The sequence below is a fragment of the Saccharopolyspora sp. NPDC045839 genome, assembly GCF_056431645.1.
This window is the reverse complement of the sequence record NZ_JBWKKH010000016.1, coordinates 30283-56202: the sequence shown is the minus strand read 5'-3', so window position 1 is coordinate 56202 and position 25920 is coordinate 30283. Positions and strand designations below refer to the sequence as shown.

19 protein-coding genes and 1 tRNA gene are annotated in these 25920 nt (G+C 69.0%); 12 read left to right on the top strand and 8 right to left on the bottom strand.

Going from position 1 to position 25920, the window contains the following annotated elements; translation table 11 throughout:
• Positions 1 to 22: 22 nt before the first annotated feature.
• Positions 23 to 2983 carry a sensor histidine kinase gene (locus tag AC07EQ_RS22480; protein ID WP_478389872.1) on the bottom strand — a complete coding sequence of 987 codons (2961 nt, stop codon included), beginning with the start codon at positions 2981 to 2983 and terminating at the stop codon, positions 23 to 25.
• Between the two features lie 837 nt (positions 2984 to 3820).
• Between AC07EQ_RS22480 and AC07EQ_RS22475 the strand changes: the two genes are divergently transcribed.
• Positions 3821 to 4240 (top strand): DUF485 domain-containing protein, encoded by a 420-nt coding sequence (locus tag AC07EQ_RS22475; RefSeq protein ID WP_478389871.1) that lies wholly within the window; start codon positions 3821 to 3823, stop codon positions 4238 to 4240.
• Complete coding sequence (locus tag AC07EQ_RS22470) at positions 4237 to 5805, top strand: solute symporter family protein (protein WP_478389870.1); 1569 nt, start codon at positions 4237 to 4239, stop codon at positions 5803 to 5805. Before AC07EQ_RS22475 ends, AC07EQ_RS22470 begins: the two co-directional genes overlap by 4 nt.
• 72 nt (positions 5806 to 5877) lie before the next feature.
• On the opposite strand, the gene AC07EQ_RS22465 is transcribed toward AC07EQ_RS22470, so the two are convergent.
• The gene (locus tag AC07EQ_RS22465) at positions 5878 to 6645 is read right to left on the bottom strand and encodes a lytic polysaccharide monooxygenase auxiliary activity family 9 protein (protein ID WP_478389869.1); all 768 of its coding nucleotides are present in this window, start codon (positions 6643 to 6645) and stop codon (positions 5878 to 5880) included.
• A gap of 482 nt (positions 6646 to 7127) precedes the next feature.
• A complete protein-coding gene (locus AC07EQ_RS22460) occupies positions 7128 to 7679 on the bottom strand; it encodes a GNAT family N-acetyltransferase (protein ID WP_478389868.1) in 552 nt (183 codons plus the stop codon).
• A 280-nt stretch (positions 7680 to 7959) separates the two neighbouring features.
• On the opposite strand from AC07EQ_RS22460, the gene AC07EQ_RS22455 reads away from it, so the two are divergent.
• Both AC07EQ_RS22455 and AC07EQ_RS22450 read left to right on the top strand, forming a co-directional pair.
• Complete coding sequence (locus tag AC07EQ_RS22455) at positions 7960 to 9300, top strand: NAD(P)H-dependent oxidoreductase (protein ID WP_478389867.1); 1341 nt, start codon at positions 7960 to 7962, stop codon at positions 9298 to 9300.
• 74 nt (positions 9301 to 9374) lie between these two features.
• Positions 9375 to 10118, top strand: a complete 744-nt coding sequence (locus AC07EQ_RS22450; protein ID WP_478389866.1) for a FadR/GntR family transcriptional regulator — start codon at positions 9375 to 9377, stop codon at positions 10116 to 10118.
• A gap of 48 nt (positions 10119 to 10166) precedes the next feature.
• Here AC07EQ_RS22450 and AC07EQ_RS22445 read toward each other — a convergent pair whose 3' ends face one another.
• Entirely contained in the window at positions 10167 to 12050 is a 1884-nt protein-coding gene (locus AC07EQ_RS22445; protein WP_478389865.1) for an FUSC family protein, read from the bottom strand.
• 236 nt (positions 12051 to 12286) lie between these two features.
• Positions 12287 to 12838, bottom strand: a complete 552-nt coding sequence (locus AC07EQ_RS22440) for a MarR family winged helix-turn-helix transcriptional regulator (protein WP_478389864.1) — start codon at positions 12836 to 12838, stop codon at positions 12287 to 12289.
• Between the two features lie 54 nt (positions 12839 to 12892).
• Here AC07EQ_RS22440 and AC07EQ_RS22435 point away from each other — a divergent pair, with 54 nt between their 5' ends.
• Positions 12893 to 13615, top strand: coding sequence for an SDR family NAD(P)-dependent oxidoreductase (locus AC07EQ_RS22435; protein ID WP_478389863.1), 723 nt, complete (start codon positions 12893 to 12895; stop codon positions 13613 to 13615).
• A gap of 77 nt (positions 13616 to 13692) precedes the next feature.
• Here the strand turns inward: AC07EQ_RS22435 and AC07EQ_RS22430 are convergent.
• Positions 13693 to 13765: transfer RNA gene (locus AC07EQ_RS22430), tRNA-Arg, on the bottom strand.
• A 242-nt stretch (positions 13766 to 14007) separates the two neighbouring features.
• Between AC07EQ_RS22430 and AC07EQ_RS22425 the strand changes: the two genes are divergently transcribed.
• Positions 14008 to 14925: a cation diffusion facilitator family transporter gene (locus AC07EQ_RS22425; RefSeq protein WP_132493152.1), complete on the top strand. Its 918-nt coding sequence runs from the start codon at positions 14008 to 14010 to the stop codon at positions 14923 to 14925.
• A 38-nt stretch (positions 14926 to 14963) separates the two neighbouring features.
• On the opposite strand, the gene AC07EQ_RS22420 is transcribed toward AC07EQ_RS22425, so the two are convergent.
• Together AC07EQ_RS22420 and AC07EQ_RS22415 are read right to left on the bottom strand one after the other, a co-directional pair.
• Complete coding sequence (locus tag AC07EQ_RS22420) at positions 14964 to 15635, bottom strand: DUF305 domain-containing protein (RefSeq protein WP_358574582.1); 672 nt, start codon at positions 15633 to 15635, stop codon at positions 14964 to 14966.
• 3 nt (positions 15636 to 15638) lie between these two features.
• Positions 15639 to 16424, bottom strand: coding sequence for a DUF3105 domain-containing protein (locus AC07EQ_RS22415; RefSeq protein ID WP_132493154.1), 786 nt, complete (start codon positions 16422 to 16424; stop codon positions 15639 to 15641).
• 211 nt (positions 16425 to 16635) lie between these two features.
• Between AC07EQ_RS22415 and argS the strand changes: the two genes are divergently transcribed.
• The 6 genes from argS to rho all read left to right on the top strand — a co-directional run bounded on the left by argS (position 16636) and on the right by rho (position 25751).
• Entirely contained in the window at positions 16636 to 18297 is a 1662-nt protein-coding gene (gene argS, locus AC07EQ_RS22410; RefSeq protein WP_478389862.1) for an arginine--tRNA ligase, read from the top strand.
• Between the two features lie 67 nt (positions 18298 to 18364).
• Positions 18365 to 19783 (top strand): diaminopimelate decarboxylase, encoded by a 1419-nt coding sequence (gene lysA / locus AC07EQ_RS22405; protein ID WP_478389861.1) that lies wholly within the window; start codon positions 18365 to 18367, stop codon positions 19781 to 19783.
• On the top strand, positions 19784 to 21088 hold the full coding sequence (locus AC07EQ_RS22400) for a homoserine dehydrogenase (RefSeq protein WP_478389860.1): 1305 nt from the start codon (positions 19784 to 19786) through the stop codon (positions 21086 to 21088).
• A 20-nt stretch (positions 21089 to 21108) separates the two neighbouring features.
• Positions 21109 to 22173 carry a threonine synthase gene (thrC, locus tag AC07EQ_RS22395; RefSeq protein ID WP_478389980.1) on the top strand — a complete coding sequence of 355 codons (1065 nt, stop codon included), beginning with the start codon at positions 21109 to 21111 and terminating at the stop codon, positions 22171 to 22173.
• A complete protein-coding gene (gene thrB, locus AC07EQ_RS22390; RefSeq protein ID WP_478389859.1) occupies positions 22170 to 23084 on the top strand; it encodes a homoserine kinase in 915 nt (304 codons plus the stop codon). Before thrC ends, thrB begins: the two co-directional genes overlap by 4 nt.
• Positions 23085 to 23864: 780 nt before the next feature.
• Positions 23865 to 25751, top strand: a complete 1887-nt coding sequence (gene rho, locus AC07EQ_RS22385; protein WP_478389858.1) for a transcription termination factor Rho — start codon at positions 23865 to 23867, stop codon at positions 25749 to 25751.
• Positions 25752 to 25920 lie beyond the last annotated feature (169 nt).

The following is a 25920-nucleotide window of genomic DNA, read 5'->3' as shown; positions in this document are numbered from 1 at the left end:
GATTCGAAGTGTCACGGGCGCGCTAGTCGGCCGAGGGCGAGTCGCGGAGGCTGTGCTTGCCTTCGCGGACGCCGCGCTGGAAGCTGGCCAGCCGTCCCCGCATCACGTCCGCATCGCGGCGCGGCTTGACGTCCGGCTCGGTGGCCGTTCCCGGGACCAGTTGGGCTCTCGGGGTTCGCCGGGGCAGCCCGGCAGTCGTGTAGTCGGCGGTTTCCTGGTTGAGCAGCGGCTCGGGGGCCTGGACACCGTTGGTGCCGTTGTTGGCGTGCGGATATGGGTCAGGCTGCGCGGATGCTCCCGTCGGCGCGGCGCCGTTGTGTGAGGTCAGCTGCTGGCGGTGGCGGCCGCGCCGAACACCGGCCTGGAAGCTCGCCAGCCGGCCGCGGGCGGCGTGCGGGTCGCGGGGCGGGCGCGCGCGCCCACCCGACTCCGTGTCGGCGCTGCCGGCCAGAAGGTTCGCCTGCGGAACTCGAAGCGGAAGACCTGCAGCGGTGTAGTCGGAAGGTTCTGCCGCCGCGACTTCCTCGGCCCGCTGCCGGGCTTGGTCATTAGCGAAGGTCCACGAGCCACCATGGCCGTTGGTCCGGGCGGGCTGAGAGGAAGGGAACTTTCCTGTCGGCGGTGACAGGAAAGTTCCCTTGCTGTCACCCTCCGCCGAGGGGGCGGGCCATCGGATGGCGGGGCGGGTGGCGTCGTGCGGGGTCGCCCGGAACCACGCGGACGCGAGATCGTCGAAGATCGGTGTCGGGGCCGTAGCGCCGTTGTGGTGCTCGGCGGCCTGTACGGGCTCCCGGGTGATCTCTTCGGTGTTGAAGGCGTCCTCGGGCGGCACCTGCGGCGCGCCGTTGCTCGGGGAGCGGAACAGGTGGAAACCGTTGCGCACCAGTTGGCGCTTGCCGGCCGCGTCCTGTTCGGCCGCTTCCCAGTCGAACTCCTCCACGAGCGTGTCGGCGGTGCGGGCGTTGGGCACGATGCCGTTGGTCCGCTGGACCGGTGCCGAGGGCACGGAGTCCACCAGCAGTTCCGGCCCGAGGCCGACCGCGACGCACACCCCGGTCGATTCCGGGCCGGGGCGCAGTTCCACCCGGATGCCGTGGCGGGCGGCGAGCCGGCCGACCACGAACAGGCCCATGCGCCGGGACGTCGACAGCTTGATCTCCTCGTCACCGGCCAGCCGCTGGTTCACGGCCGCGAGCTCGTCCTGCGACATGCCGATGCCGCGGTCGACGATGTCGATGCCCAGCGACCCGTCGCCGCGCCGCTGCCCGGAGACGACGACCTGGGTTTCCGGCGCCGAGAAATTCGCCGCGTTGTCGAGGAGTTCGGCCAGCAGCCGAACCAGGTCGCTCGCGGCGTATCCGACGATCTTGACGTCCGGCAGCGGCTGCACGATCACCCGCGGGTAGTGCTCGATCTCCGACACTGCGGCCCGGATCAGATCCGCGGGCGAGGTCGGCCGCGTGAACCGCCGGGCGGGGTCCGCGCCCGAGAGCACCATGAGGTTCTCGTTGTTTCGGCGCATCCGGGTGGCCAGGTGGTCCAGCTGGAACAGGGTCGCCAACTGGTCGGGGTCTTCCTCGTCGCGTTCGAGCTGCTCGAACAGCCGCAGTTGCCGCTCCAGCAGGCCCTGGCTGCGCCGCGACACGTTGATGAACGAGTCGCTGTAGCTGCGGCGGAGTTCGGCCTGCTCGGTGGCGAGGTTGACGGCCTGGGTGTGCACGTCGTCGAACGCCCGCGCCACGTCGCCGATCTCGTCGGAGGTCTCCACCGGCACCTGCTCGACGCGGGGGCGGACGGCGTGACCGGCGCGGATGTCGGCGACCGCCTGCGGCAGCTGGTAGTTAGCGGTGTCCAGCGCACTGCGGCGCAGGACGTCGAGCGACCCGAGCAGGTGCCGGGCGACCACGACGACGACCGCGCCGGCGACCAGCAGAGCCGACAGCAGGATCACCGACTCCAGGCCCGCCATGTTGCTCGCTTTGTCCTGCAGTGAGAACGCGGTGTCGTGCAGCTGCTGGTCCAGGTGATCTTGAAGCGCGTTGAGCTCGCCATGAGCCGTCCGGGACTGGTCCTTCCACACCGCTGCCGACACCAGCGCCGTGGAGAGCCGCGACTTCGTGTTGTCGCGCTCGGCCATCGCCAGCTGCACCGAGGTTTCCCGCGCCGGCACCTCGGGCTTCGCGTACAGCTGGTCGTAGCGCATCCGCTGCTGAGGGGTGGCGGCCGCGCGGAACTCCTTGACCGCGGAGGTGCGGCGGGATTCGCTGGCCGCGAGCCGGGCCAGGTTGTCGGTGCTGAAACCGCCGCGGGTCAGCCCAGTGAGAACCAGGGCCTGCTGGAGCTGCATTTCCTCGCTGATCTGCCCCAGTTCGTGCGCGGTGGTGGCCGTGGACACGAGTTGCGACGACGAGATCTGGCTGATCAGCGTGCGGTCGAGCGCCATCAGCACGCCGATGAGCTCGGTGTAGGTGTTGATCGTCACCCCGGGATCGGCGTGACCTCCCAGCACCTGCTGGCGGATCGGCGCGAGCCCGGTGAAGCGCCGGTCGGTTTCCTGCCGGGCGAACCGGACCGCCTCGCTGTCCGGGGTGGCCCGCAGCCGCTGGCGCATGTCGTCGAGCGCCTGGTCCGTGGCGGTGAAGCGTTCCTGCACTTCCGGCGCGGAAACCGGCCCGCGCACCAGGAACTCGGCGGCCTTGCTGCGTTCCTGCTGCAGGCCGTCGGTGGCCGCGCGAACCGCGCTGCCGGTCGCGACCAGCCGGTCCAGCTTGGCGTATTCGTCGGCCTGGTTGATCTGGCTGCGGATCTGCAGCACGCCGAGTACCAAGGCGAAGATCACCGGAACGAGCACGACGGCGGCGATCTTGGTGGGTAGTTTCCAGTTGCGCCACGTGGTGATCCGCTCGGCGACCTTCGGCGTGGTGCGGGACCACCTGGACGCCCGGGGCGCGTTCGCGGCCGGATTTTCGAGTCCGCTGCTCACGACGCAGTCCTTTCCCGCGCAGTCGAGGTGTTCACCGACGGCGCGTTCATGTGGTGGGCAGCCTGGGCCCGTCTGTGGTGTGCGCGGCAGGTTCTTGCAGGGCTGGCGGCGCTGCGTGCGGCCGGTTTTCGCCGGTGGCCGGTGCTGTCGTCGATACCGGCGTCCGGAGCCTGCGATGTCGGGGGTGATCGCGGCCGCACCGGATTCGTCTTCGCCGGGTGTCGGTTTTGAGAACACTACCGCAATGAAATGATCTTCCTTCGTTCTCGAATTCGGTTGGCTGACCTGCTGATTCGATGTCGTTGGAGATCATTTTGGCTGGGGTGGTGGTTGATCTTGACAATCGCGAACACTGATCGTGTCCGGCTGGACGATCTCTAGAAGTGCTTTTGTCGCCCGATAGGTAGATGTTGGGGCTACGAATGACTTTTTCGTTGCAGGACCGCGCCGAGAATTCGCCCGGCCACCTGTCGTGCGTGTCGAGTGCCTTGTTGACCTGCTGAAATTTGCTGCGGCTCAGGGTTTTCGGCTTGCGGAGGGCAGTTTCGGTGGCGCCCGCGCATGGGGTCGGTACAGCAAAACGACCACATACCGTGATCGGCGAATTCATCAATGTGTGTGCTGTGTCGCTGCGCGTGTCGGTGCTGCGGCGTTCACTGGCTAGACTTCCGAACCGGTTGGCAGCGCGGGCAGCGCGGTTCGCCGACGCCCTGGATCCGCGAACTCTCGATAAAGCCGGATCGAATGCGAGCCAGGGCGCTCGGCCACGGAGCACTGGGGAACTCCGAAGCATCGACCGAAACCACGTCGATGCAGCTCGACTGCTTGGAAGGACGCATGCCCAACGCAACCCAGCCACCGCAGCCGCGAACGCCCGGAGGCGAGCCCGCGACGCCGGCAACCTTCGGCCAGATCGACAAACCGGCACCCCGCGCCCACCGGCCGGCACCGGACTACACCGCCATCGCGCGAAGCCCCGAATTCCTCGATCTCCGGGCCAGGCTGCGCCGCTTCGTCTTCCCGATGACCGCGGTGTTCCTCCTCTGGTACCTCGGATACGTCGCCCTCGCCGCCTACCTGCCGGAGTTCATGAGCATCCGGCTCTTCGGCGAGGTCAATGTCGGCCTGGTGATGGGCATCGGCCAGTTCGCGAGCACGATCCTGATCACCGCCCTCTACCTCAAGTACGCGGCGCGCCAGATCGATCCGCGCGTCGTGGCGCTGTACCGGGACGCGACCGGGGAGGACCCGCGATGATCAACGCCAACCCGGTGCTCAACATGAGCATCTTCGGGGTGTTCGTGCTGCTCACCCTGTACATGGTCTACCGCGTGAGCAGCTCCGGCACGGCAACCGACTACTTCGCCGCAGGCGGCCGGTTCACCGGTGCGCAGAACGGCATCGCGCTCTCCGGGGACTTCCTGTCGGCGGCGTCGTTCCTCGGGATCGCCGGAGCGATCGCGGTGCACGGCTACGACGGCTTCCTCTACTCGATCGGCTTCCTCGTGGGCTGGCTGGTCAACCTGCTGCTGGTCGCCGAGCTCCTGCGCAACACCGGCCGCTTCACGATGGGCGACGTGCTGAGCTTCCGGATGCGGCAACGCCCGGTCCGCGCGGCCGCCGCAGTGTCCACATTGGTGATCTCCTTCGTCTACATGATCGCCCAGATGGCCGGCGCGGGCAGCCTGGTGGCGCTGCTGCTCGACGTGCACAGCTCGGGCGGTCAGGCGCTGGTGATCGGCGGCGTGGGCCTGGTGATGATCGTCTACGTGCTGGTCGGTGGCATGAAGGGAACCACCTGGGTGCAGATCATCAAGGCGGCCATGCTCATGCTGTGCGCGGCAATGATGACTCTGTTCCTGATGGGCAAGTTCGGCTTCAGCCTGACCTCGCTGCTGCAGCACGCGGCGGACCAGAACCCGTTGGGGGACCGGATCTTCTCGCCCGGTGCGAAGTACGGCCAGAGCGAAACGACCAAGCTGGACTTCGTGTCGCTGTCTCTGGCCTTGGTGCTGGGCGTCGCCGGGCTGCCGCACGTGCTGATGCGGTTCTACACCGTGCCCAACGCGCTGCAGGCGCGGCGTTCCGTGGTCTGGGCGACCTGCACGATGGCGTTGTTCTACCTGTGCACGCTCGTGATCGGCTACGGGGCGGGGGCGGTCAACGGCACCGAGGCGATCCTCTCGGCTCCCGGCGGCGAGAACTCGGCCGCGCCGCTGCTGGCGTACCGCGTCGGAGGCACGGTGTTGCTGGGCGTCGTCGCAGCGGTCGCCTTCGCGACCATCCTCGCCGTTGTCGCCGGGCTGACGCTGACCGCATCCGCCTCCTTCGCCCACGACGTCTACGCCAACATCGTGAAGCGCGGCAAGGCGGATCCCGACTCGGAGGTGCGGATCGCCCGCCTGACGGCGCTCGTGATCGGTGCCGCGTCGATCCTCGGCGGCATCCTCGTCAACGGGCAGAACATCGCGTTCCTGGTGGCGCTCGCGTTCGCGTTCGCGGCTTCTGCGAACCTGTCGACGCTGCTGTTCTCGCTGTTCTGGCGGCGGTTCAACACCCGCGGCACGCTGTGGGGGATCTACGGCGGGCTGATCTCGTGCACGGTTCTGGTCATCTTCTCGCCGGTGCTCTCGGGATCGCCGGACTCGATCCTGCCGGGCGTGGACTTCGCGTGGTTCCCGCTGAGCAACCCCGGGATCGTGTCGATCCCGATCTCGTTCCTGTGCGGCTACATCGGCACGCTGCTCGGAGGAGGCCAGGTGAGCGAGAAGCGAACCGCAGAGATGGAAGTCCGAGCCCTCACCGGCATCGGCTCGTCCTGACGTGGAGCATGGGAACCTTCCTGTCATTTTTGACAGGAAGGTTCCCATGCTCGCGCCGGGGCGATCGCAACGTCAGGCGAACCAGCCCATCACGCGATCCCAGAAGGACGCAGTCTGCTCAGGGGCATGGGTGCCGTGGTGGTGTGTGGTGGCCGAAGTCGTGGCCACAGGCCGCTGCGCCTCAAGGGCGCTGGTCTGGGCGGTTCCTTGCTTGCCGAAGACCACGTCGGAGCAGGAGTAGAACGCCTCGGGGCTGTCAGTGCGCTGCCAGATCGTGTAGAGCACGTGCTGACCTGTCTTGCCCTCGGGGATCTTCGCGGCGATCGAGTACCCTTCCGCGGTTTCCGGCGGGCTGTCGACGTCCGCGACCTTCACCAGATCGCCCCAAGCCAGCGGCTTCGACGAATCCCAGCCGTCCTTGGTGATGAAGACCTGGAACCCGCCCTGGTGCTTGGCAGTGGCCTTGAACTCGAGGTCGACGTCGCCGGTCTGCAGCTGAGTGGTCGGCCATGCCGTGGCCGGGGTGTCGAAACCCGAGTACATCGGATTGTTGGCGCTGCAGAGCTTCCCATCCGGGATCAGTTCCTGGTGCCGGCCGTTGGCGTCGCCGATCCGGTTGCTCATCCAGTCGTAGATCGGGGCGGAACCGTTCTCGGCAACGACTTCCTTGCATCCCTCGGAGTCGGGGCTCTCGGCTCCCTCTAGAAAGCAGGTGTAGGCGCGGCCGGCGGGTGCCTGCATGTCGCCGTGGGCGAAGGCGGCCTGTGGGGAAAGCAGGGTGCCGATGACGGACAAGCCGCCAAGAGCAGTGGCTGCGGCTGGCTTGCGGCGCACGTTCACGTCGAGTCTCCTCGTCGTCCGCCGGTGCCGACGTCGGCCGCGAGCGGCGCGCATCGATCACCGGTGCATCGTTTCGGGGTGAACAGATGTTGACTCGGCGAGTGAGGCGACGTCCACGGTGAAAATTCTATTCGTGTTCAACGGAAATTATTGGATCGATAGGTGTTCTTGCAGGTGAGAGGCAGTGTGTTGTCATCTGAAGTGAATGCGTAAAGGAATCTGACGCAGCCGATAAACGAGCCTTAATTAGGACTTCGGGGCATCTGTGGGACCGCATTTTCGATGCGGACCTTTTTCGGTTCTTAACTTTCCCTGAAGTGAAACGGTGTCGCGAGTCGCCGAATGACGGCGAGCGCGACTGCTGGGCAGTAGTGACAGAAAGGTTCCCATGCAGCGGCCTTCTAGCTCGTGTGGCTCCAGGGGGTCTAGGGGCTGGAGCATGGGAACCTTCCTGCCACTGGTGCGAGAGTTCGCGGGTCTCTTCAGCGTGGGATCGGGATCTCGAAGTGGACGGACTGGCTGTGCTGCTCGTCGCCACGCGCGTCGTAGATCTCCTTCGCCACCGCGCGCCAGAAAGGCTCGGCGCCTTCGATCGCCGGGTTGGTGTGCAGGTAGATCGCGGAGTAGCCCGCCGTGTCGGCGACGAAGTCGCAAGCCATCGCAACCAAAGCGCGTGCAAGACCGTTCCGGCGGTGCGCCCTGGCGACGTAAACCCTGAACAGTTGAGCGGTCTCGCCGCTCGGATAGCGGTCGGCGATCCACTGTGGATGCGGCGGACTGCTGGGGCCGTTGGCTCGCACCGCCGTTGTTGCCGCGACCTCGCCGTCGCGAACCGCGACGAACAGGGCGTGCCGGGGATTCTGCAGGTAGGTGGGCTCGATGTTGATGACGTCCGAGTGCCATGTCGAGTCGTAACCGTGCCCGAACTCGTTGTAGAAGGTGTCGAGCATGACCTTCCGCGCGCCATCAACGTCGGATGGCCTGACGGCGCGGACGGTGTACTCGCCGATGCGGTGTTCGATGTTGTGCTGCATCGCGTCCTCTCCGGGCGATCGGTGATGCGTGTTCGTTCCTGGGCGGCGGAAAGGTTCCCTTGCTGCGGATCCGGGCCACCCGAGGCCGCGCCAGTAAAGCAATGATAATCATTTTCAACCTAGCCGCAGGCGGCAACCCCCCCGCTTGAGCTGGGACGTCGGGGGCGCATGACTGGAAAGTTCCCATGCTGTCGCCCGCTACGGCGGGTTGACGGTGGGTGGGGGCGGGATTACGTTGGACGGCTGTTGTGGTCAGACCGTATGTCCAGTGAGGGGTTTGATGAATCTCCACGCGTTGCTGGGCGAGCGAACGCGGGATCGTGGGCCGATCCGAGTCGGAGTGATCGGGGCGGGGAAGTTCGCCTCGATGTTTCTCACTCAGGCGTTGAGCACCGAAACCATGCACGTCGTCGGCATCGCAGACCTCTCACCGGAGCGAGCTCGGGCCGCGTTGCAGCGCACCGGCTGGCCCGCCGGGCGTTACGCGGCCGCGAACTTCGGCGAGGCATTGCGCAGCGGCAGCACGCATGTCACCGACGATGCAGATGCGTTGATCGATGCTCCGGGGCTGGAAGTGGTCATGGAGATCACCGGCGACCCCGTGGCAGGTGTGCGCCACGCGGTCCGCGCGATCAACGCCGGTCGGCACGTCGTGATGGTCAACGTCGAGGCCGACTGCATGGTGGGGCCGCTGCTCGCGGAGCGGGCTCGCGCGGCCGGGGTGGTCTACTCGATGGCCTACGGCGACCAGCCCGCCCTGGTCTGCGAGCTCGTCGATTGGGCTCGCACAGCGGGCTTCGACGTGGTGGCCGCGGGCAAGGGAACGAAGTACCTGCCCGAGTACCACGCATCCACTCCGGACACGGTGTGGGAGCACTACGGCTTCACGCGGGAACAGCTGGATCGCGGGGATTTCAACCCGAAGATGTTCAACTCGTTCCTGGACGGGACGAAATCGGCCATCGAGATGGCGGCCGTCGCCAACGGCACCGGATTGGTGCCGCAGGACGAAGGCCTGCTCTTCCCACCCTGCGGAGTCGACGACCTGTCAACGGTGTTCCGGCCCGCCGAGGTCGGGGGCCGGTTGACCCGCCGGGGCACCGTCGAGATCGCCTCCAGCCTCCACCGCGACGGCACCGACGTCGCGCGAGACCTGCGCTGGGGCGTCTACGTCACCTTCGAAGCGCGCACCGACTATGCGGTCCAGTGCTTCGCGGAGTACGGCGTGCGCACGGATGAGACCGGGCGCTACGGCTCGCTCTACCGGCCGTACCACATGATCGGGCTGGAACTGGGCATCAGCATCGCTTCGGCCGCCGTGCGCGGAGAGGCGACCGGGTGCCCGACGGTCTTCCGAGGAGACGTCGTCTCCGTTGCAAAACGCACGCTGAAGGCTGGGGAAGCCCTCGACGGCGAGGGCGGCTACATGGTTCACGGCAAGCTCGCCCCGGCAGAGATGTCGCTGAAGCTCGGTGCGTTGCCGATGGGACTGGCCAGCGGCGTCAAGCTGCGCAACGAGATTCCCCAGGGCGGTGTCGTCGGCTGGGATGACGTCGAAGTGGACGACTCGGTGCTGGCGGTGCAGTTGCGGCGTGAGCTGGAACGAACGATGCGCGGCTGACGGCAGGCAGGGGCGGGCTGCGCCCGTAGAGTGGGGCGGTCTCCGGGAGCACCGCAGGAAAATCGAGGAGAAGCGTGAGTTCCGCAAGCCAGAGCTCGTGGGAACCGGTGCGCAAGGTGCGCACCTACGAGCAGGTCATGGCGCAGATCGAGCAGCGCATGCTGGACGGGTTGCTCGCGCCCGGCGACAGACTGCCCAGCGAACGCGAACTTTCGCAGCTCCTCGGCGTCAGCCGCCCGTCGCTGCGTGAGGCGCTGCGCGTGCTTGAGGCGCTCGGCATCGTCGAAGTTCGGCCCGGCCGCGGCCCCGAAGGCGGGACGGTGTTCGTCGGTCATCCCGGTGAGGGGTTCGCCATCCTGCTGAAGATGCAGTTGGCGCTCGGGCACTTCAGTGGCACCGATGTACTCCGGACCCGCGTGATGCTGGAGGAGTGGGCGGTCGCCGACGCGGCGCGCAACGCTACCGGCGAGGATCACGAGGCGCTGCGGAACATCCTGGACCAGATGGACGCGACCGACTTGACCGCCCGCGACTTCAACCGCCTGGACACCGAGTTCCACGTGCGGATCGCGGAATCCACCGGAAACTCGCTGGCTTCCTACCTGATGAGTTCGCTGCGCACCGCGATTCAGCGCCAGATGATCGACGCTTACGAGCAGCTGGCCGACTGGCGAGCGACTGCGAAGACGGTGCGCGCCGAGCATCGGAACATCCTGCGGGCCATCGAGGAGCACGACGCGCCGCGGGCCGTCGAACTCGTTCGCGACCACATCAACGACTTCTACGAGACCGGATCCTTCGCCGGCGGCACCGCCTAGTCGGCTCGCCGACCGTCGGCTCGAACCCGCTGAAGCGGGCGATGCCTCTCAATCTGTGAACGTCGGTGTCACTTGCCGCAGCAGCAGTGCGTCGGCGTTCATCGTCGCCAGGAGCAGTTCGGTTTCGGAGATCTTGGGGAGCGGTTCGCCGTCGGCAAGGTCGCTGGAGGTGTTGGAGCATGGGAACCTTCCTGTCACTTCTGGCAGGAAAGTTCCCATGCTGCCGTCGTCGAGCAGGCGAAGCGTGTCGTCGATGGCGGTTGCGGTCGACTTGTCAGGTGGGAGCACGACCACGGCCGTTGCCTGGTGGAACAGGCCTCGCAAGCTGTCGTAGGCGGTGTCGAGCGCTTCCTGCTGGTCCGGCTGCGGTTGCCTGCTACCGGGCGTGGCCGTGACCAGCTCCTGCTGGGTTCGGACGGCTGTGTGGAAGCTCCGGGCGAGATCGTGCGAGTTGGGACCGGCGCCTCGGTGGACATCCGCCACCTGGGCCAGCAGGTTCCGGATCGCGCCGCAGGCGTTGGCGAAGCGCTCGTTGATGCCGGGCTTGGGTACACCGGGTATCGCGGCGAACCCGAAGACCAATCCGATCACCAGGGCGAGCAGGATCAGCACCACGTACTCCACGAGGACCGACACCGGGTCCAAGTGGCGCGTGGTGGCGTTGAGCCCGACGCTCATCAGCACGATGCACCCGTTGAACACCACGGGCTGCGTTCGCATGAACCAGAAGCCGATCAGCAGCGCGATCAGGGCCACCGTTGCCAGCGCGGCCTGCGGAAGCAGCCAGATCACCAGGGCCAGCACCGCGGAACCGGCCAGCGCACCGATGGCCCTTTCGCGGGCTTTTGCCAGGCTGTCGTGCCACTCCGGCTGCATGATCGCGAAGATCGTCATCAGGAACGCGACGGTGAGTGGATCTCCAGGCCGGAAGCTCGCGATCACGAGCGCGATCAGCACGCCCAGCGCGCACCGCACCGCATGCCGGAGTTGGGTCGATCGCCAGGACAGCGTGCCGCGCGAGGTCTTCACCAGCACCTGGCGGACCGCCGCGGGCACCGCGATCCGAGTGGCATCCCGAGCCGCAGCCGCAGTGCGGATCTTATCCAGCTCCTCCCATAAACGGGAGACCAGGCCGCTGGTGCCGCCGGGAAGCTCGGGGGCTGCCGGTCCGCCATTGTCAGGCAGCTCGGGCGAGGCGGGAGCGCGCACGGCGTCGGCCAGCCTGGCTGCTTCTTCGCGCGCGGCGTCCAGCGCGGCATCCAGCTCTTCGGCGCCATAGGACGGCAGGTGCCGGCGACGGTCGCCGAGGACACCGAGGATGGTGCGGTAGCGCATGGCCGCGAACAGCACTTGCCCGGTCCAGCGCGTCGGCCGGTCGGAGTGCCATTTGCGCAGTGCTTCCGCCGGGTCGGTTGGCTGCTCGTCGGCCAACGCATCGGCCAGGGCGGCTCTCGTCGGCCCGCTCGGGTCTCTGGCACCGAGCAACAGGCGGAGCAGGAAAACCCAGATCACGGCCAGCGCCGGAGCCGCGACGATCTGGATGTGCGTGGCGGTCCCGGTGAGCTGGAATCCGTAGCTGAACAGGGCCGCCATGCCCAAGCCGAGCCCAACCTGGACGAAACGTTGGCCCAACGCCGGCAGGAGACCGGAGACGAACATGACGACCACGACCAGTGCGATCGAGACCCAGCTCGACACCCCGGCCATCAGGCGCGGCACCGCGACGGCCAACACCATCGCCGGCGCGAGCAACGCGAGCAGCCGCAAATCGGTGCGCAACGCGCCGCCGGATGCCGCCATGAAGCAGAACATGGCGGTGAGCGCAGCCAACGTCGTCGCCGCGCCGAGCCCCGCCATCGCGCCCATCCCGGCCGCTCCGCCGACGATGACCACCATCATCAGCAGCAACCCGAGCCGTTTGCCCACACTCACCGAGGCCTCGCAACCGCCATGGCCCCAGCTTATCGATGGCGGCCACAGTGGACAGCTTTAGCAGCGAGCGCCACTTCGCGCATCAGCGTTGCCGAGGTGCAGCATGGGAACCTTCCTGTCACCTGGGCGGAAATGTCCTGTTTGGTTTGGAGCGGTGGTGCATGCAGCCCTGGCTGCGGAGCGACTCAGGAGCATCGAAGGGCCGGTGGCCGAGTAACCACGCTCCCAGCAGGACATCAACGTTCATCCGGCGGCGGCTCGACGAGCGAGTGTTCCAGCTTGGCTAGAAAGCCGGTCAGGGATGAGCGTTCGGCCGCGGTGAGCGCACTGATCAACTGCGATTCGTGTTCGAGCAGTTCGCGCACGGTGGTTTCGATGAGGCTGTGGCCTGCGTCGGTCAGCCGGACGGCGACCGCTCGGCGCGAGGCCGTGGACGGTGATCGCGAGACCAGCCCGGCTTGTTCGGCCCGGGCGATTCGCTGGGAGACCGCACCCGGGGTGACCAGCGTCCGGCGGGTGATCTCGCGGGTCGTGAGCTCGTACGGCGGGCCCGCGCGGCGGATCACGCTGAGAAGGTCGAGTGTGGACGGATCGATCCCGAGCCTGCTCAGGGTGCGCCGCCGTTCGTCGGCGAGGACCTTGGCGATTCGCCAGATCGGCGTGATGACCCCGATGGAATCTGTGTCCACGCCGGGAAGTTCGCGTTGCCATGCCGCTGCGATGTCCGCCGTGGGCCACGTGGCGGCCTGGTTGAGCGGGTAGTCCCCGGCTCCTGGGGTGTTGGACATCTGCCGCCTCCCGGGTTACGTTTAGCGCTAAACATATCAGTTGAGGAGCTTTCAGTGAAGCGCATCGTGCTCGTAACCGGAGGTAGTACGGGAATCGGCAAGGCGGTTGCGGCCAGATTCCGCGCCGACGGAGACACCGTGATCATCACCGGTCGCAACGCGGAGCGGCTGGCGGCCACCGCGGCCGAGATCGGCGTCCGTTCGATCGCCTGCGACGCGACCGATCCCCGGCAGGTGGCCGACCTGGCCGACCGGCTCGGGGAGCATCTCGACGTGCTGGTCAACATGGCCGGCGGCAACGCCGACCTGCAGCGGTCCGGGGAGCCGGAAGGTCTCGAAGAGGTGATGGCGGCGTGGCGGGAGAATCTGGACGCCAACCTGCTCAGTGCCGTCGCGACCACGACGGCCGTGCTCGACAAACTCCGGCCGGGCGGCACCATCATCAATATCGGTTCCATCGGCGCCGAATACGCCTCGACGTCTTACGGGGCGGCGAAGGCGGCGCTGGCGGCCTGGAACGCGGGCCTGTCCGCGCAGGTGGGGCCGAAGGGGCTGACGGCAAATCTGATCGCGCCCGGCTACATCGAGGAAACCGAGTTCTTCCGCGGGCAACTTGGCGAGCAGAAGCGAGCCGCCCTGATCGACGCCACCCACAACGGCCGTGCGGGACGGCCGAGCGACATCGCCGAAACGGTGCACTTCCTGGCATCCGAAGGCGCGAGCCACATCACCGGGCAGACCCTGCACGTGAACGGCGGCGCTTACACCACCAGGTGAGCGCCGCGTCGATGTCGCTTGCCGCATAACGAAATCGGGCCCTGGTGAGTGAAACTCATCAGGACCCGATTTCGTTGCGCCCTCGACAGGACTCGAACCTGTGACACCTGCCTCCGGAGGGCAGTGCTCTATCCGCTGAGCTACGAGGGCTTGTCGCTGCGGACGATCGTTAGCTTAGCGCACCCGGCGGGCATCCTTCGACGGGGGTCGGGTTACCGCTGTCCCGCAGTTCACCGCGTCTTCGTGGTGAGGTTGGAACATGGGAACTTTCCTGTCACCGGTGAGAGGAAAGTTCCCATGCTCGCATCTCGATAGGCGGGACGGCCTGACTTGACGCGTGCACTCATGCATACTTCACTATGTATCGGAGAGACGACTGAGGAGGACGGTCGATGGGTCAGGGGCATGGGCACGGCTCGGCCGCCGATGCGGTCAGCGCATCCGGCCGCTACGTGCGGCGGTTGGCCGCATCATTCGCGATCTTGCTCGCGTTCTTCGTCCTGGAAGCGGTGGTCGGGTTCCTCACGTCATCGCTGGCGCTGCTCTCCGACGCCGGGCACATGCTCACCGACGTGCTCGGCGTCGGCATGGCGCTGGCCGCGATCACCGCCGCCCGGCGACCGGTCGAGGGCAAACGGACCTTCGGCCTCTACCGCATGGAAGTGCTCGCCGCGCTCGCCAACGCCGTGCTGCTGTTCGGCGTCGCCGGTTATATCCTCTACGAGTCCATCGCCCGGTTCCAGGAGCCGCCGGAGGTCGCCGGCGTGCCGATGATGCTGACCGCCGCCGCCGGGCTGGCTGCCAACCTCGTCGTCTTCGCGCTGCTGCGGCGCGGCGCGAACGAGAGCCTGAACGTGCGCGGCGCCTACCTCGAGGTGCTCGCGGACACCATCGGCTCCGTCGGCGTGTTGATCGGTGGCGCGGTGACCTGGGCGTTCGGTTGGTACCTGGCCGATCCGATCGTCGCGGTCGCCGTCGGCCTCTTCGTGCTGCCGCGCACCTGGAAGCTGGCGCGGCAGGCGCTGCGAATCCTCGTCCAGCAGGCGCCGGAAGGGGTGGACCTGCAGAAGCTGCGGGCCGATCTCGCCGCGCTGCCGTCGGTCACCGAGGTGCACGACCTGCACGTGTGGACCCTCACCTCGGGCATGGAGGTCGCCTCCGCCCACCTCACCACCGGCGCGGGCGCCGACCACGGCGGCGTGCTGGTGGCGGCCCAGCGAGTCCTGGCCGAGCGCTACCAGATCGACCACGCGACCCTGCAGGTCGAGCCCGCCGAATGCGCCCAGCGCTGCCGGGCTTTGACCTGGTGAGGGCCGCCGGGTGACAGGAAGGTTCCCATGCTCGCGCCTCAGCGCAGCGGCTGGGCGCCTCGTTCGGCGAGCATCGAGCGCATGAGGTCGCTCTCGCTGCGCTGGGAGCCGAGCATGTTCTTCCCCAGCTCGCGGACCGCCGGGACCGCCGCGTGCGTCGCCCCGTAGTCCGCCATCGGCGCGCCGCCCTCGTGGTGGCGCAGCATCAGCTGCAGGAAGTAGACGTCGAACTCCGGCCCGCGCAGCGACTGCAGCCGGGACATCTCCGCGCTGGTCGCCATGCCGGGCATCAGCCCGCCGGACTCCGACTGCGCGGCCGCCGGGGCGCTGTGCTGGTGGCCGCCGTCCTCCGTCATCCACGTCATCAGCGGGCCGACGGCCTGCGCGGACTGGCCCCACAGGCTGAGCCAGCCCTGCATGCGGCCGATCTGGTCGCGCTGGTTGGTCTCGATGTCGAACGCCAGCTGGCGCACGGCGACGTCGGCGGCGTGCTCCCGCGCGAGCGTCGCCATCGTCACCGCCTGCTGGTGGTGCACGGACATGTCCTGCGCGAAGCCGACGTCCACCGCCGTCGGCTGCGGTTCGGCGCTGTCGAAGGACGGCACCCGGATCAGCAGACCGAGCGCCGCCCCCAGCAGCAGCAGGACGACCGCCGCCGCCACGGCCACGAAGATGCGGACCGGCAGCGGTCGCCGTGCCTCAGCCGACACGGGTCACTGGCCCATCTCGCCGGTGGCGGCGCTGGCGCCGCGGCCGTCCATCGGGATCGCGTCCGGGCCGGGCGGGGTCGGGTCGAACTTCGGCGGGTTGTTCGTGTCGAACGCGCCCGGGTAGGCCTGGCAGGAGCCGCCGATCTCCGGGTAGACACCGTTGTTGTTCAGCCGCAGCGCGGTGATGAACTGGTCGATGCGCTGGTCGTCGGCGTTGTCGACCTTGAGCTGGTGGCCCCAGGACTGCAGCGAGATCGCGCTGTCCAGGCCCGGGTACGGCGACATCATCGTGTAGGGCTTGCCGTCGACGCGGGCCTTGAGCCGCTCCAGGCCGGGCTCGTTGACCCGATCCGGGTTGTAGGCGATCCACACCGCACCGTGTTCCAGCGAGTGCACCATGTTCTCGGTGCGCACCGCCTCCGGGTAGACCACGCCGGTGCAGTCGGCCCAGATGCCGTCGTGCGGGCCGCCGAACGACGGCGTGTGGTCGTAGGCCACCCGCTGGTCCGGGCGGACGTGGATCTGCCCCGGGTAGTCGACGACGGTGACGCCGGGGATGGTCTTCGACGGGTCCGGGTTCTGCGGCGACGGCTTGAACGCCTCGGTGGCCTTCTCCGCTTCGGCCTGGGCCTGCCGGACCGACTCCTGTCCCGACCACCGGCTGTACGCGTACCCGAAGATCACGGCCGCGAAAACCACCACGACGGTGACGCCGGAGATCAGCATCCAGGGGATCGACCGCTGGTGCACCACGGCGCCGCGCACCGCTTTGCTCTTCCTGTTCGCCATGCTCTTCGCAAACCTCGTCTCGCCGAGAACCACCGGGGGATCCGGCCCGTCAGTGTAGAGATTCCGGGCGCTGCGGGTGGCCGTGCGTCCAATGCTCGCCACCACGTTCTCACACCAGAGTGACGAGTCGATCACGCGGCGTGTTATCCCAGGCTTGCTCGTCCCCAACCCGTTGGCTGAGCAGCGCGGACGCTTCCTTAGACTGCATAAGGTGACTCCCGCCGCGCTCGCAGAACTGGTCCGCAACACCGCCGTCGAGGTCCTCTCCGCCCGGGACCTGGACACTTCCGTGCTGCCCGAGGTGGTGACGGTCGAGCGACCCCGCAACCCCGAGCACGGTGACTACGCCACGAACGTGGCCATGCAGGTCGCCAAGAAGGTCGGCGTGTCGCCGCGCGATTTCGCGGGCTGGCTCGCGGAGGCGCTGACCGGGCAGGACGCCATCGACTCCGTCGACGTCGCCGGGCCCGGCTTCCTGAACCTCCGGCTCGCCGCCGACGCGCAGGGCCAGATCGTGCGCGAGGTGCTCACCAAGTCCGCCGGTTACGGCCGCGGCGAGCTCTATCCGGCGCTGAAGGTCAACCTCGAGTTCGTCTCCGCCAACCCGACCGGCCCGATCCACCTGGGCGGCACCCGGTGGGCCGCGGTCGGCGACGCGCTCGGCCGGGTGCTGGCCGCGCAGGGCGCCGAGGTGACCCGCGAGTACTACTTCAACGACGCGGGCGCGCAGATCGACCGGTTCGTGCGGTCGCTGATCGCCGCCGCGAAGGGCGAGCCCGCGCCGGAGGACGGCTACGGCGGCGACTACATCGCCGACATCGCCGCGGCCGTGCTCAAGGCCGAGCCGAACGCCCTGGAGCTGCCCGAGGCGGAGGGGCACGAGGCGTTCCGCCGCATCGGCGTCGGGCTGATGTTCGACGAGATCAAGCAGAGCCTGCACGAGTTCGGCACCGACTTCGACGTGTTCTTCCACGAGGACTCGCTGCACACCTCCGGCGCGGTCGCCGCGTGCGTCGAGGAGATGAAGCAGTCCGGCCACGTGTACTTCGCCGACGGCGCCTGGTGGCTGCGCTCCACCGAGTACGGCGACGACAAGGACCGGGTGCTGATCAAGAGCGACGGCGCGCCCGCCTACATCGCCGGCGACGTCGCCTACCTGCGGGACAAGCGCGGCCGCGGCTTCGACCTGTGCATCTACATGCTGGGCGCCGACCACCACGGCTACATCGCCCGGCTGAAGGCCGCCGCCGCGGCGCTGGGCGACGATCCGGCCGTCGTCGAGGTGCTCATCGGGCAGATGGTGAACCTGGTGCGCGACGGCAAGCCGGTGCGGATGAGCAAGCGCGCGGGCACCGTCGTGACCCTGGAGGACCTCGTCGACGCCGTGGGCGTGGACGCGGCCCGCTACTCGCTGATCCGGTCCTCCGCGGACTCCGCGGTGGACATCGACCTGGACCTGATCAGCAAGCGCACCAACGAGAACCCGGTCTTCTACGTGCAGTACGCGCACGCCCGGCTGTCCTCGTTGCAGCGCAACGCCGCCTCGCTCGGAATCGAGCGCGGACCGGTGGACGAAGCCGACCTGTCGCTGCTCACCCACGAACGTGAGGGCGACCTGATCCGCACCCTGGGCGAGTTCCCGCGCGTGGTGCTGTCGGCCGCCCAGCTGCGGGAACCGCACCGGGTGGCCCGCTACCTGGAGGACGTGGCCGCCGCGTACCACAAGTTCTACGACGCGTGCCGCGTGCTGCAGCCCGGTGACGACCAGGCGAGCCCGTTGACCATCGCCCGGCTGCAGCTGTGCGAGGCGACCCGCCAGGTCCTCGCCAACGGCCTCGGCCTGCTCGGGGTCAGCGCCCCGGACAAGATGTAGGGCGCACGCGGGGCAGATGAATGCAACAACGGCCTGCCCATCGGCAGGCCGCGCGAAGGAGCTGTAAATGCGCGCCCATCCCGCCGGGCCGCGGCACGCCGATGTCGTGCTGCCCGGCAACACCGCGGGACCCCTCCCGGCGACCGCGGACGAAGTCGACCTGCTGCACCCGAACGTCTGGCCGCGCAACTGCGAGCGCGGCGCCGACGGCGTCGTCCGGCTCGCCGGCATCGACGTCCGCGAACTCGTCGAACGCTTCGGCACGCCGCTGTTCGTGCTCGACGAGGACGACTTCCGGTCGCGTTGCCGCGACTACGCCGAGGCGTTCGGCGACCCGGCCACCGTGCACTACGCGTCCAAGGCGTTCCTGTGCACCGAGGTCGCCAAGTGGGTCGCCGAGGAGGGCTTGAGCCTGGACGTGTGCAGCGGCGGCGAGCTGGCCGTGGCGCTGCGCGCCGGGTTCCCCGCCGAACGGATCACGTTCCACGGCAACAACAAGTCCGTCGCCGAGCTGACCGCCGCCGTCGAGGCCGGGGTCGGCTCCGTGGTGCTGGACTCGTTCCACGAGATCGCCCGGCTGGACCACATCGCCACCGAGCGCGGCGTCCGCCAGCACGTGCTGGTGCGCATCACCGTCGGCGTCGAGGCGCACACCCACGAGTTCATCGCGACCGCGCACGAGGACCAGAAGTTCGGCTTCTCACTGGCCAACGGGCAGGCCGCCGAGGCGGTGCACCGGGTGCTCAAGGCAGATTCGCTGGTGCTGGCCGGCCTGCACAGCCACATCGGCTCGCAGATCTTCGACGTGGACGGCTTCGAGCTGGCCGCGCACCGGGTGGTCCGGCTGCTCGCCGAGCTGCGCGAGGAGCACGGCGCCGACGCGCTGGCCAGCGCGTCCACTGTGGATCTCGGCGGCGGGCTGGGCATCGCCTACACCGCCGACGACGACCCGCTGCCGCCCGAGCAGCTGGCGATTCGGCTGCACGAGATCGTCGGCAAGGAAGCCGACAACGCGGGCATCCCCGTGCCGAAGATCGCCGTCGAGCCCGGCCGCGCGATCGTCGGCCCCGGCATGGTGACCGTCTACGAGGTCGGCACCATCAAGGACGTGGCGCTCGGCGGCGACGCGCACCGCAAGTACGTCAGCGTGGACGGCGGTATGAGCGACAACATCCGCACCTCGCTCTACGACGCCGTCTACGACTGCCGGCTGGTGTCCCGCACCGCTGAGGCGCCCGCCGTGCTGTCCCGCATCGTGGGCAAACACTGTGAGTCCGGTGACGTAGTGGTGCGCGACTGCTGGTTGCCGGAGGACATTGCTCCAGGAGACCTGCTGGCAGTCGCCGCCACCGGCGCCTACTGCTACGTGATGGCCAGCAACTACAACCGCCTGCCCAAGCCGCCCGTCGTGGCGGTTCGTGATGGTCAGGCGCGGTTGCTGCTGCGCAGGGAGACCGAGGACGACCTGCTCCGGCTGGAGGTGTGAGTGAGCCAGGACCGTGAACCGATCAGGGTCGCACTCTTGGGGTGCGGGACCGTCGGAACCGAGGTGCTGCGCCTGTTGCAGGACCAACCGGATGAATTCGCCGCGCGGACCGGCGCGCCGATGCTGGTCACCGGGGTGGCGGTGCGTCGCCCGCACAAGCACCCCGACGTGCCCCAGCACCTGCTGACCACCGACGCGCACGCGTTGGTCGAGGGCGACGTCGACGTCATCGTGGAGCTGATCGGCGGCATCGAGCCGGCGCGCTCGCTGCTGCTGACCGCGCTGAAGTCCGGCAAGTCGGTGGTGACCGCGAACAAGGCGCTGCTCGCCGAGCACGGCTCCGAGCTGTACGCGGCGGCGGACGCCTCGGGTGCCGACATCTACTTCGAGGCGGCCGTGGCGGGCGCGATCCCGCTGCTGCGCCCGCTGCGCGAGTCGCTGGCCGGGGACCGGATCAACCGGGTCATGGGCATCGTCAACGGCACCACGAACTACATCCTGTCCGCGATGGACTCCACCGGCGCCGGCTACTCCGAGACGCTGGACGAGGCCGGGCGGCTGGGCTACGCCGAGGCGGATCCGACCGCGGACGTGGACGGCTTCGACGCGGCGGCGAAGGCCGCGATCCTGGCGTCGCTGGCCTTCCACACCCGGGTGACCGCCAGCGACGTCCACCGGGAGGGCATCTCGGCGGTGACGCCCGGCGACATCGCCGCCGCGCGCACCCTGGACCGCACGGTGAAGCTGCTGGCGATCTGCGAGCGGGTGGTCGACGAGGACGGCGCCGAGTCGGTGTCCGCTCGCGTGCACCCGGCGATGATCCCGCGCAGCCACCCGCTGGCCGGCGTCGGCGACGCCTTCAACGCGGTGTTCGTCGAGGCGGAGGCCGCGGGGCAGCTGATGTTCTACGGTCAGGGCGCGGGGGGAGCGCCGACCGCCAGCGCGGTGCTCGGCGATCTCGTCGCGGTCGCGCGCAACCTGGTCGTGGCGGGCCGGGGGCCCCGGGAGTCGGCGCACGCGCAGCTGCCGATGCGCCCGATGGGCAAGACCCCCACCCGCTACCACATCAGCCTCGACGTGGCCGACAAACCGGGCGTGCTCTCGCAGGTCGCGGCCATGTTCAACGAGCACGATGTGAGCATTTCGGTGGTGCGTCAGCAGGGCCGGGGCGCGGAGGCCAGCCTCGTGGTGGTCACCCACACGGCCCCCGACGCGGCACTCAGGTCCACAGTGGACAAGATCGCGCAGCTACCGGTGGTGCGCGAGGTGGTCAGCGTGATGCGCGTGGAAGGTGAATCGTCGTGACGAACATCCAGGGTGCGCCGGTGCGGTCCGGCGCCGGATGGCCCGGCCTGATCGAGGCGTACCGGGACCGGGTTCCGGTCCCGGACGGGGCGCGCATCGTGACCCTGCAGGAGGGCAACACCCCGCTGGTGCCCGCCCACCACCTCTCCGAGCTCACCGGCTGCACCGTCTACCTGAAGGTGGAGGGCGCCAACCCCACCGGCTCGTTCAAGGACCGCGGCATGACCGTGGCCATCACGCACGCCCTGGCCGAGGGCAGCAAGGCCGTCATCTGCGCCTCCACCGGCAACACCTCGGCGTCGGCCGCGGCCTACGCCGCCCGCGCCGGGCTGACCTCGGCGGTGCTCGTGCCGCAGGGCAAGATCGCGCTGGGCAAGCTCGCCCAGGCGGTCGTGCACGGCGCGAAGATCCTGCAGGTCCAGGGCAACTTCGACGACTGCCTGGAGCTGGCCCGCAAGACGTCCGCCGAGCACCCGGTGACCCTGGTCAACTCGGTGAACCCGGTCCGGCTGGAGGGCCAGAAGACCGCGTCGTTCGAGATCTGCGACGTGCTCGGCCGGGCGCCCGACGTGCACTGCCTGCCGGTCGGCAACGCCGGCAACATCACGGCCTACTGGAAGGGCTACACCGAGTACGCCGGTGACGGCGTCATCGAGCGGACGCCCCGCATGTTCGGCTTCCAGGCCGCCGGTGCCGCGCCGCTGGTGCACGGCCAGCCGATCGCGCAGCCGGAGACCATCGCGACCGCCATCCGGGTCGGCAGCCCGGCGTCGTGGGCGGGCGCGGTGCGCGCGAAGGAAGAGTCCGGCGGGCTGTTCGACGCGGTGACCGACGAGCAGATCCTCGCCGCCTACCGGACGCTGGCCTCGCGGGAAGGTGTTTTCGTCGAGCCCGCCTCGGCGTCCAGCGTCGCCGGGCTGCTCGTCACCGCCGCCGACGGCCGCCTCCCGGCCGGCTCGGTCGTGGTGTGCACGGTCACCGGTCACGGCCTGAAGGACCCGGACACCGCGTTGTCCGGCATGGTCGAGGTGGAGCCGCTGCCGGTGGACCCGGGCGCGGTCGCCACCGCGCTGGAACTGGCATGACCGCATTGCCGGTGTCGGCCGTCCGGGTGACGGTGCCCGCCTCGACCGCGAACCTCGGCTCGGGGTTCGACGCACTGGGCATGGCCTTGTCGTTGTACGACAAGGTTTCCGTCCAGGTCGTCGACGGCGCCGCGGGCACCGCCGAGGTGTCGGTGGAGGGGCAGGGTGCGGCCGCCCTGCCCACCGACGAGCGTCACCTGGTGGTGCGGGTCATCCACAAGGCGTTGGCCGAACTGGGTTTCCCGGCGCCCGCGCTGCGGTTGCACTGCCAGAACGCGATTCCGCACTCCCGCGGGCTGGGTTCCTCGGCGGCGGCCATCGTCGCCGGGGTCGCCGCCGCCTTCGGCCTCGCCGGATTCGACTTGCGGGACAAGGAAAACGCCGGCCGCGCGCTGCAGATGGCCGCGGTCCGCGAGGGGCACGCGGACAACGCCGCGGCGAGCCTGCTCGGCGGTTTCGTCGTCGCCTGGCAGGATTCCGGGCGCTTCCAAGCGGTCCGGATGGATCCGCACCCGGACGTGTCACCGATCGTCCTTGTCCCCCAAGCGGAGTCGTCGACGCACACCACTCGCGGCCTGCTGCCGGAGCGGGTTCCGCACGCCGACGCCGCGTTCGCGGCCGGGCGTGCGGCGCTGGCGGTGCACGCGGTCACCAGCGATCCTGCGTTGCTGCTGGCCGCCACCGACGACCGGCTGCACCAGGACTACCGAGAGTCGGCGTGGCCGGAGACCATCGCGCTGGTCCGCCGGTTGCGCTCGGCCGGCGTCGCCGCCGCCGTGTCCGGTGCGGGACCGACCGTACTGGCGTTCCCGCCGGGCGGGGAGCTTCCCGCCGACATTGCGCCGAACGGCTTCGACGAGCTGCGCCTTCCGGTCGATCGGGCGGGCGTGCGGGTCGAGCCGCAGGCATGACCCGAGGCCGTGAACGGGGACGGAAAAGCCCTGTTCACGGCCCCGGAGCAAACGCGCTCGCGAAGAGTGGTACAAAGGAAGTGTCACCGGTCGCCAACAGCGACAGCAGCTGGCCGGCTACCGATGACGTGATCGGAGCGGGCGTGCCACACGCCCAGGGGGTTGTTGCACCCGAACTACGGGGCGTCTACCCTCAAGGTCAATCAGTCACCGCGCCCAGGGCGCCGGTGCCGTGCCCGGGACATCGTTTTCCGGGACGCATCTCCCGCTGTGAATTGAACTCCACCCGCCACGGGTGAAGATCAACTTAGCGGGTTCGGCGATCGCGGTGACCGAGGCAGGAGTTCTCAACTCAATCGAGTTCGCTTCGGGACGATCGGCGGTGCGCATCCGTTGCCGATGTCGGGGTGGGGGCCTTAAGTTCCACGGTGTGGCCCCCCAAGGTGACCATGACGCCGACTCGATGTCCCGTAGCTTCCCGGTTCACCACCGGGGCACGAAGTTGAGCCGGGGGTTCCTGGAATGAGGCGGCAGCAGAGCGTGCATCGGCACGCGTGGATCGGAGTGGATGCGTCGCACATGGACCACGCGAGCCGGGTACCTCCCACCGCCCGGTGCTGCTGGTTCCCCGAGCCATTGCCGAAATCGGTCGCGCCGCGAGCGCGGCGCTGACCACACCGGCAAGAGGGCTGGTAGCACAAACAGGCCGCCCGCACTCCAGAGCGGGCGGGCAATCCGCTGGGTCGCGTAGGAGGCGCGGTCCGGTCAGGAAGGACATTCGTGAGCAACACCGAACTGTTGAGCAGCGAGGCGACGAACGCCTCTTCGGCTGGCCAGCAGGAATCCGAGGCCAACGGAACCCCGCGGCGACGCGGCGGACTCTCCGGCATGGTCCTTGCCGAACTGCGCCAACTCGCGGGGGAACTGGGGATCGAGACTGGTGGCCTGCGCAAGGGCGACCTGATCGCCGCCATCAAGGAGAAGCAGGGCGGCACCACGGCGCCGAAGGCCCGCTCCACCAAGAAGAGCCCGTCCCGCGCCGAGGAAGCTCCGGCCGCCAAGGCCCACCAGCCGGCGCTGGACGAGACCGAGACCGAGGCCGCCCCGCGCGAGACCGCGGCAGAGTCCGGCACCAACGGGGCTCCCACCCGCGGCCGAGGCCGCCGCGCGCAGGCCGCTGAGCCGGCCGCCGGCGGCGAGGACGACGGCCGTCGCGGTGGCAACCGCCGGCGCCGCTCGTCCGGGCGGGCCGGTGCGGCCGCCGAATCGGGCGGCGACGAGCAGCGCGAGCGCAAGTCGGACGGCCGCGACAACCGTCAGGAGCGTCAGGAGCGGGACAACCGCCAGGAGCAGCGCGGCAACCGGCAGGACCGGGACAACCGGCAGGACCGGGACCGCGACAACCGGCAGCAGGACGACGATGACGACGAGGGTGGTCGTCGGGGTCGTGGCCGCCGGTTCCGCGACCGCCGCCGCAACCGCGGCCGCGGCGAGGGCGGCGGCAGCGAGCCGGAGGTCCGCGAGGACGACGTGCTGCTGCCGGTGGCCGGCATCCTGGACGTGCTGGAGAACTACGCCTTCGTGCGCACCTCCGGCTACCTGGCGGGCCCGAACGACGTCTACGTGTCGCTGTCGCTGGTCCGCAAGTACGGGCTGCGCCGCGGCGACGCCATCAAGGGCGTCATCCGGCAGCCCCGGGAGGGCGAGCAGCAGCGGCAGAAGTTCAACCCGCTCGTGCGGGTCGACTCCATCAACGGCCTGGAGCCGGACGCGTCGAAGAACCGCCCCGAGTTCCACAAGCTGACCCCGCTCTACCCGAACGAGCGGCTGCGCCTCGAAACCGAGCCGCACAACCTGACCGGCCGGATCATCGACCTGGTGATGCCCGTCGGCAAGGGGCAGCGCGCGCTGATCGTCTCGCCGCCGAAGGCCGGTAAGACGATGGTGCTGCAGGCGATCGCCAACGCGATCACCACCAACAACCCCGAGTGCCACCTGATGGTCGTCCTCGCCGACGAGCGTCCGGAAGAGGTCACCGACATGCAGCGCTCGGTCAAGGGTGAGGTCATCGCCTCCACCTTTGACCGGCCGCCGTCGGACCACACCACGGTCGCCGAGCTGTCCATCGAGCGGGCCAAGCGGCTCGTCGAGATGGGCCACGACGTGGTCGTCCTGCTGGACTCGATCACCCGGCTGGGCCGCGCCTACAACCTGGCGGCCCCGGCATCCGGGCGAATCCTGTCCGGTGGTGTGGACTCCACGGCGCTGTACCCGCCGAAGCGGTTCCTCGGCGCGGCCCGCAACATCGAGAACGGTGGCTCGCTGACCATCTTCGCCACGGCGCTGGTGGAGACCGGATCCACGATGGACACGGTCATCTTCGAGGAGTTCAAGGGCACCGGTAACGCGGAGCTGAAGCTGGACCGCAAGCTCGCGGACAAGCGGCTGTTCCCGGCGGTGGACGTGGACTCCTCCAGCACCCGCAAGGACGAGATCCTGCTCTCGCCCGACGAGCTGGCCGTCACCCACAAGCTGCGCCGGGTGCTCGCCGCGCTCGACGCGCAGCAGGCACTGGAACTCCTGCAGGACCGGCTGCGCAAGACGCGCACCAACATCGAGTTCCTGATGCAGGTCGCCAAGACCACCCCGGGCAAGGACGACGACTGACGGTTCCGACCGCCAGCCCGGTTCCTCGACCGACGGCAGGGCCCGCACCGACCCCGGTGCGGGCCCTGCCGCATTTCCGGGGGCGCGGGGGGGGGGGGGGGGGGGGGGGGGGGGGTGGGGTTGGGGGGGGGGGGGGGGGGGGGAACGCGGGGGGCGGAGGGGGAAAGGG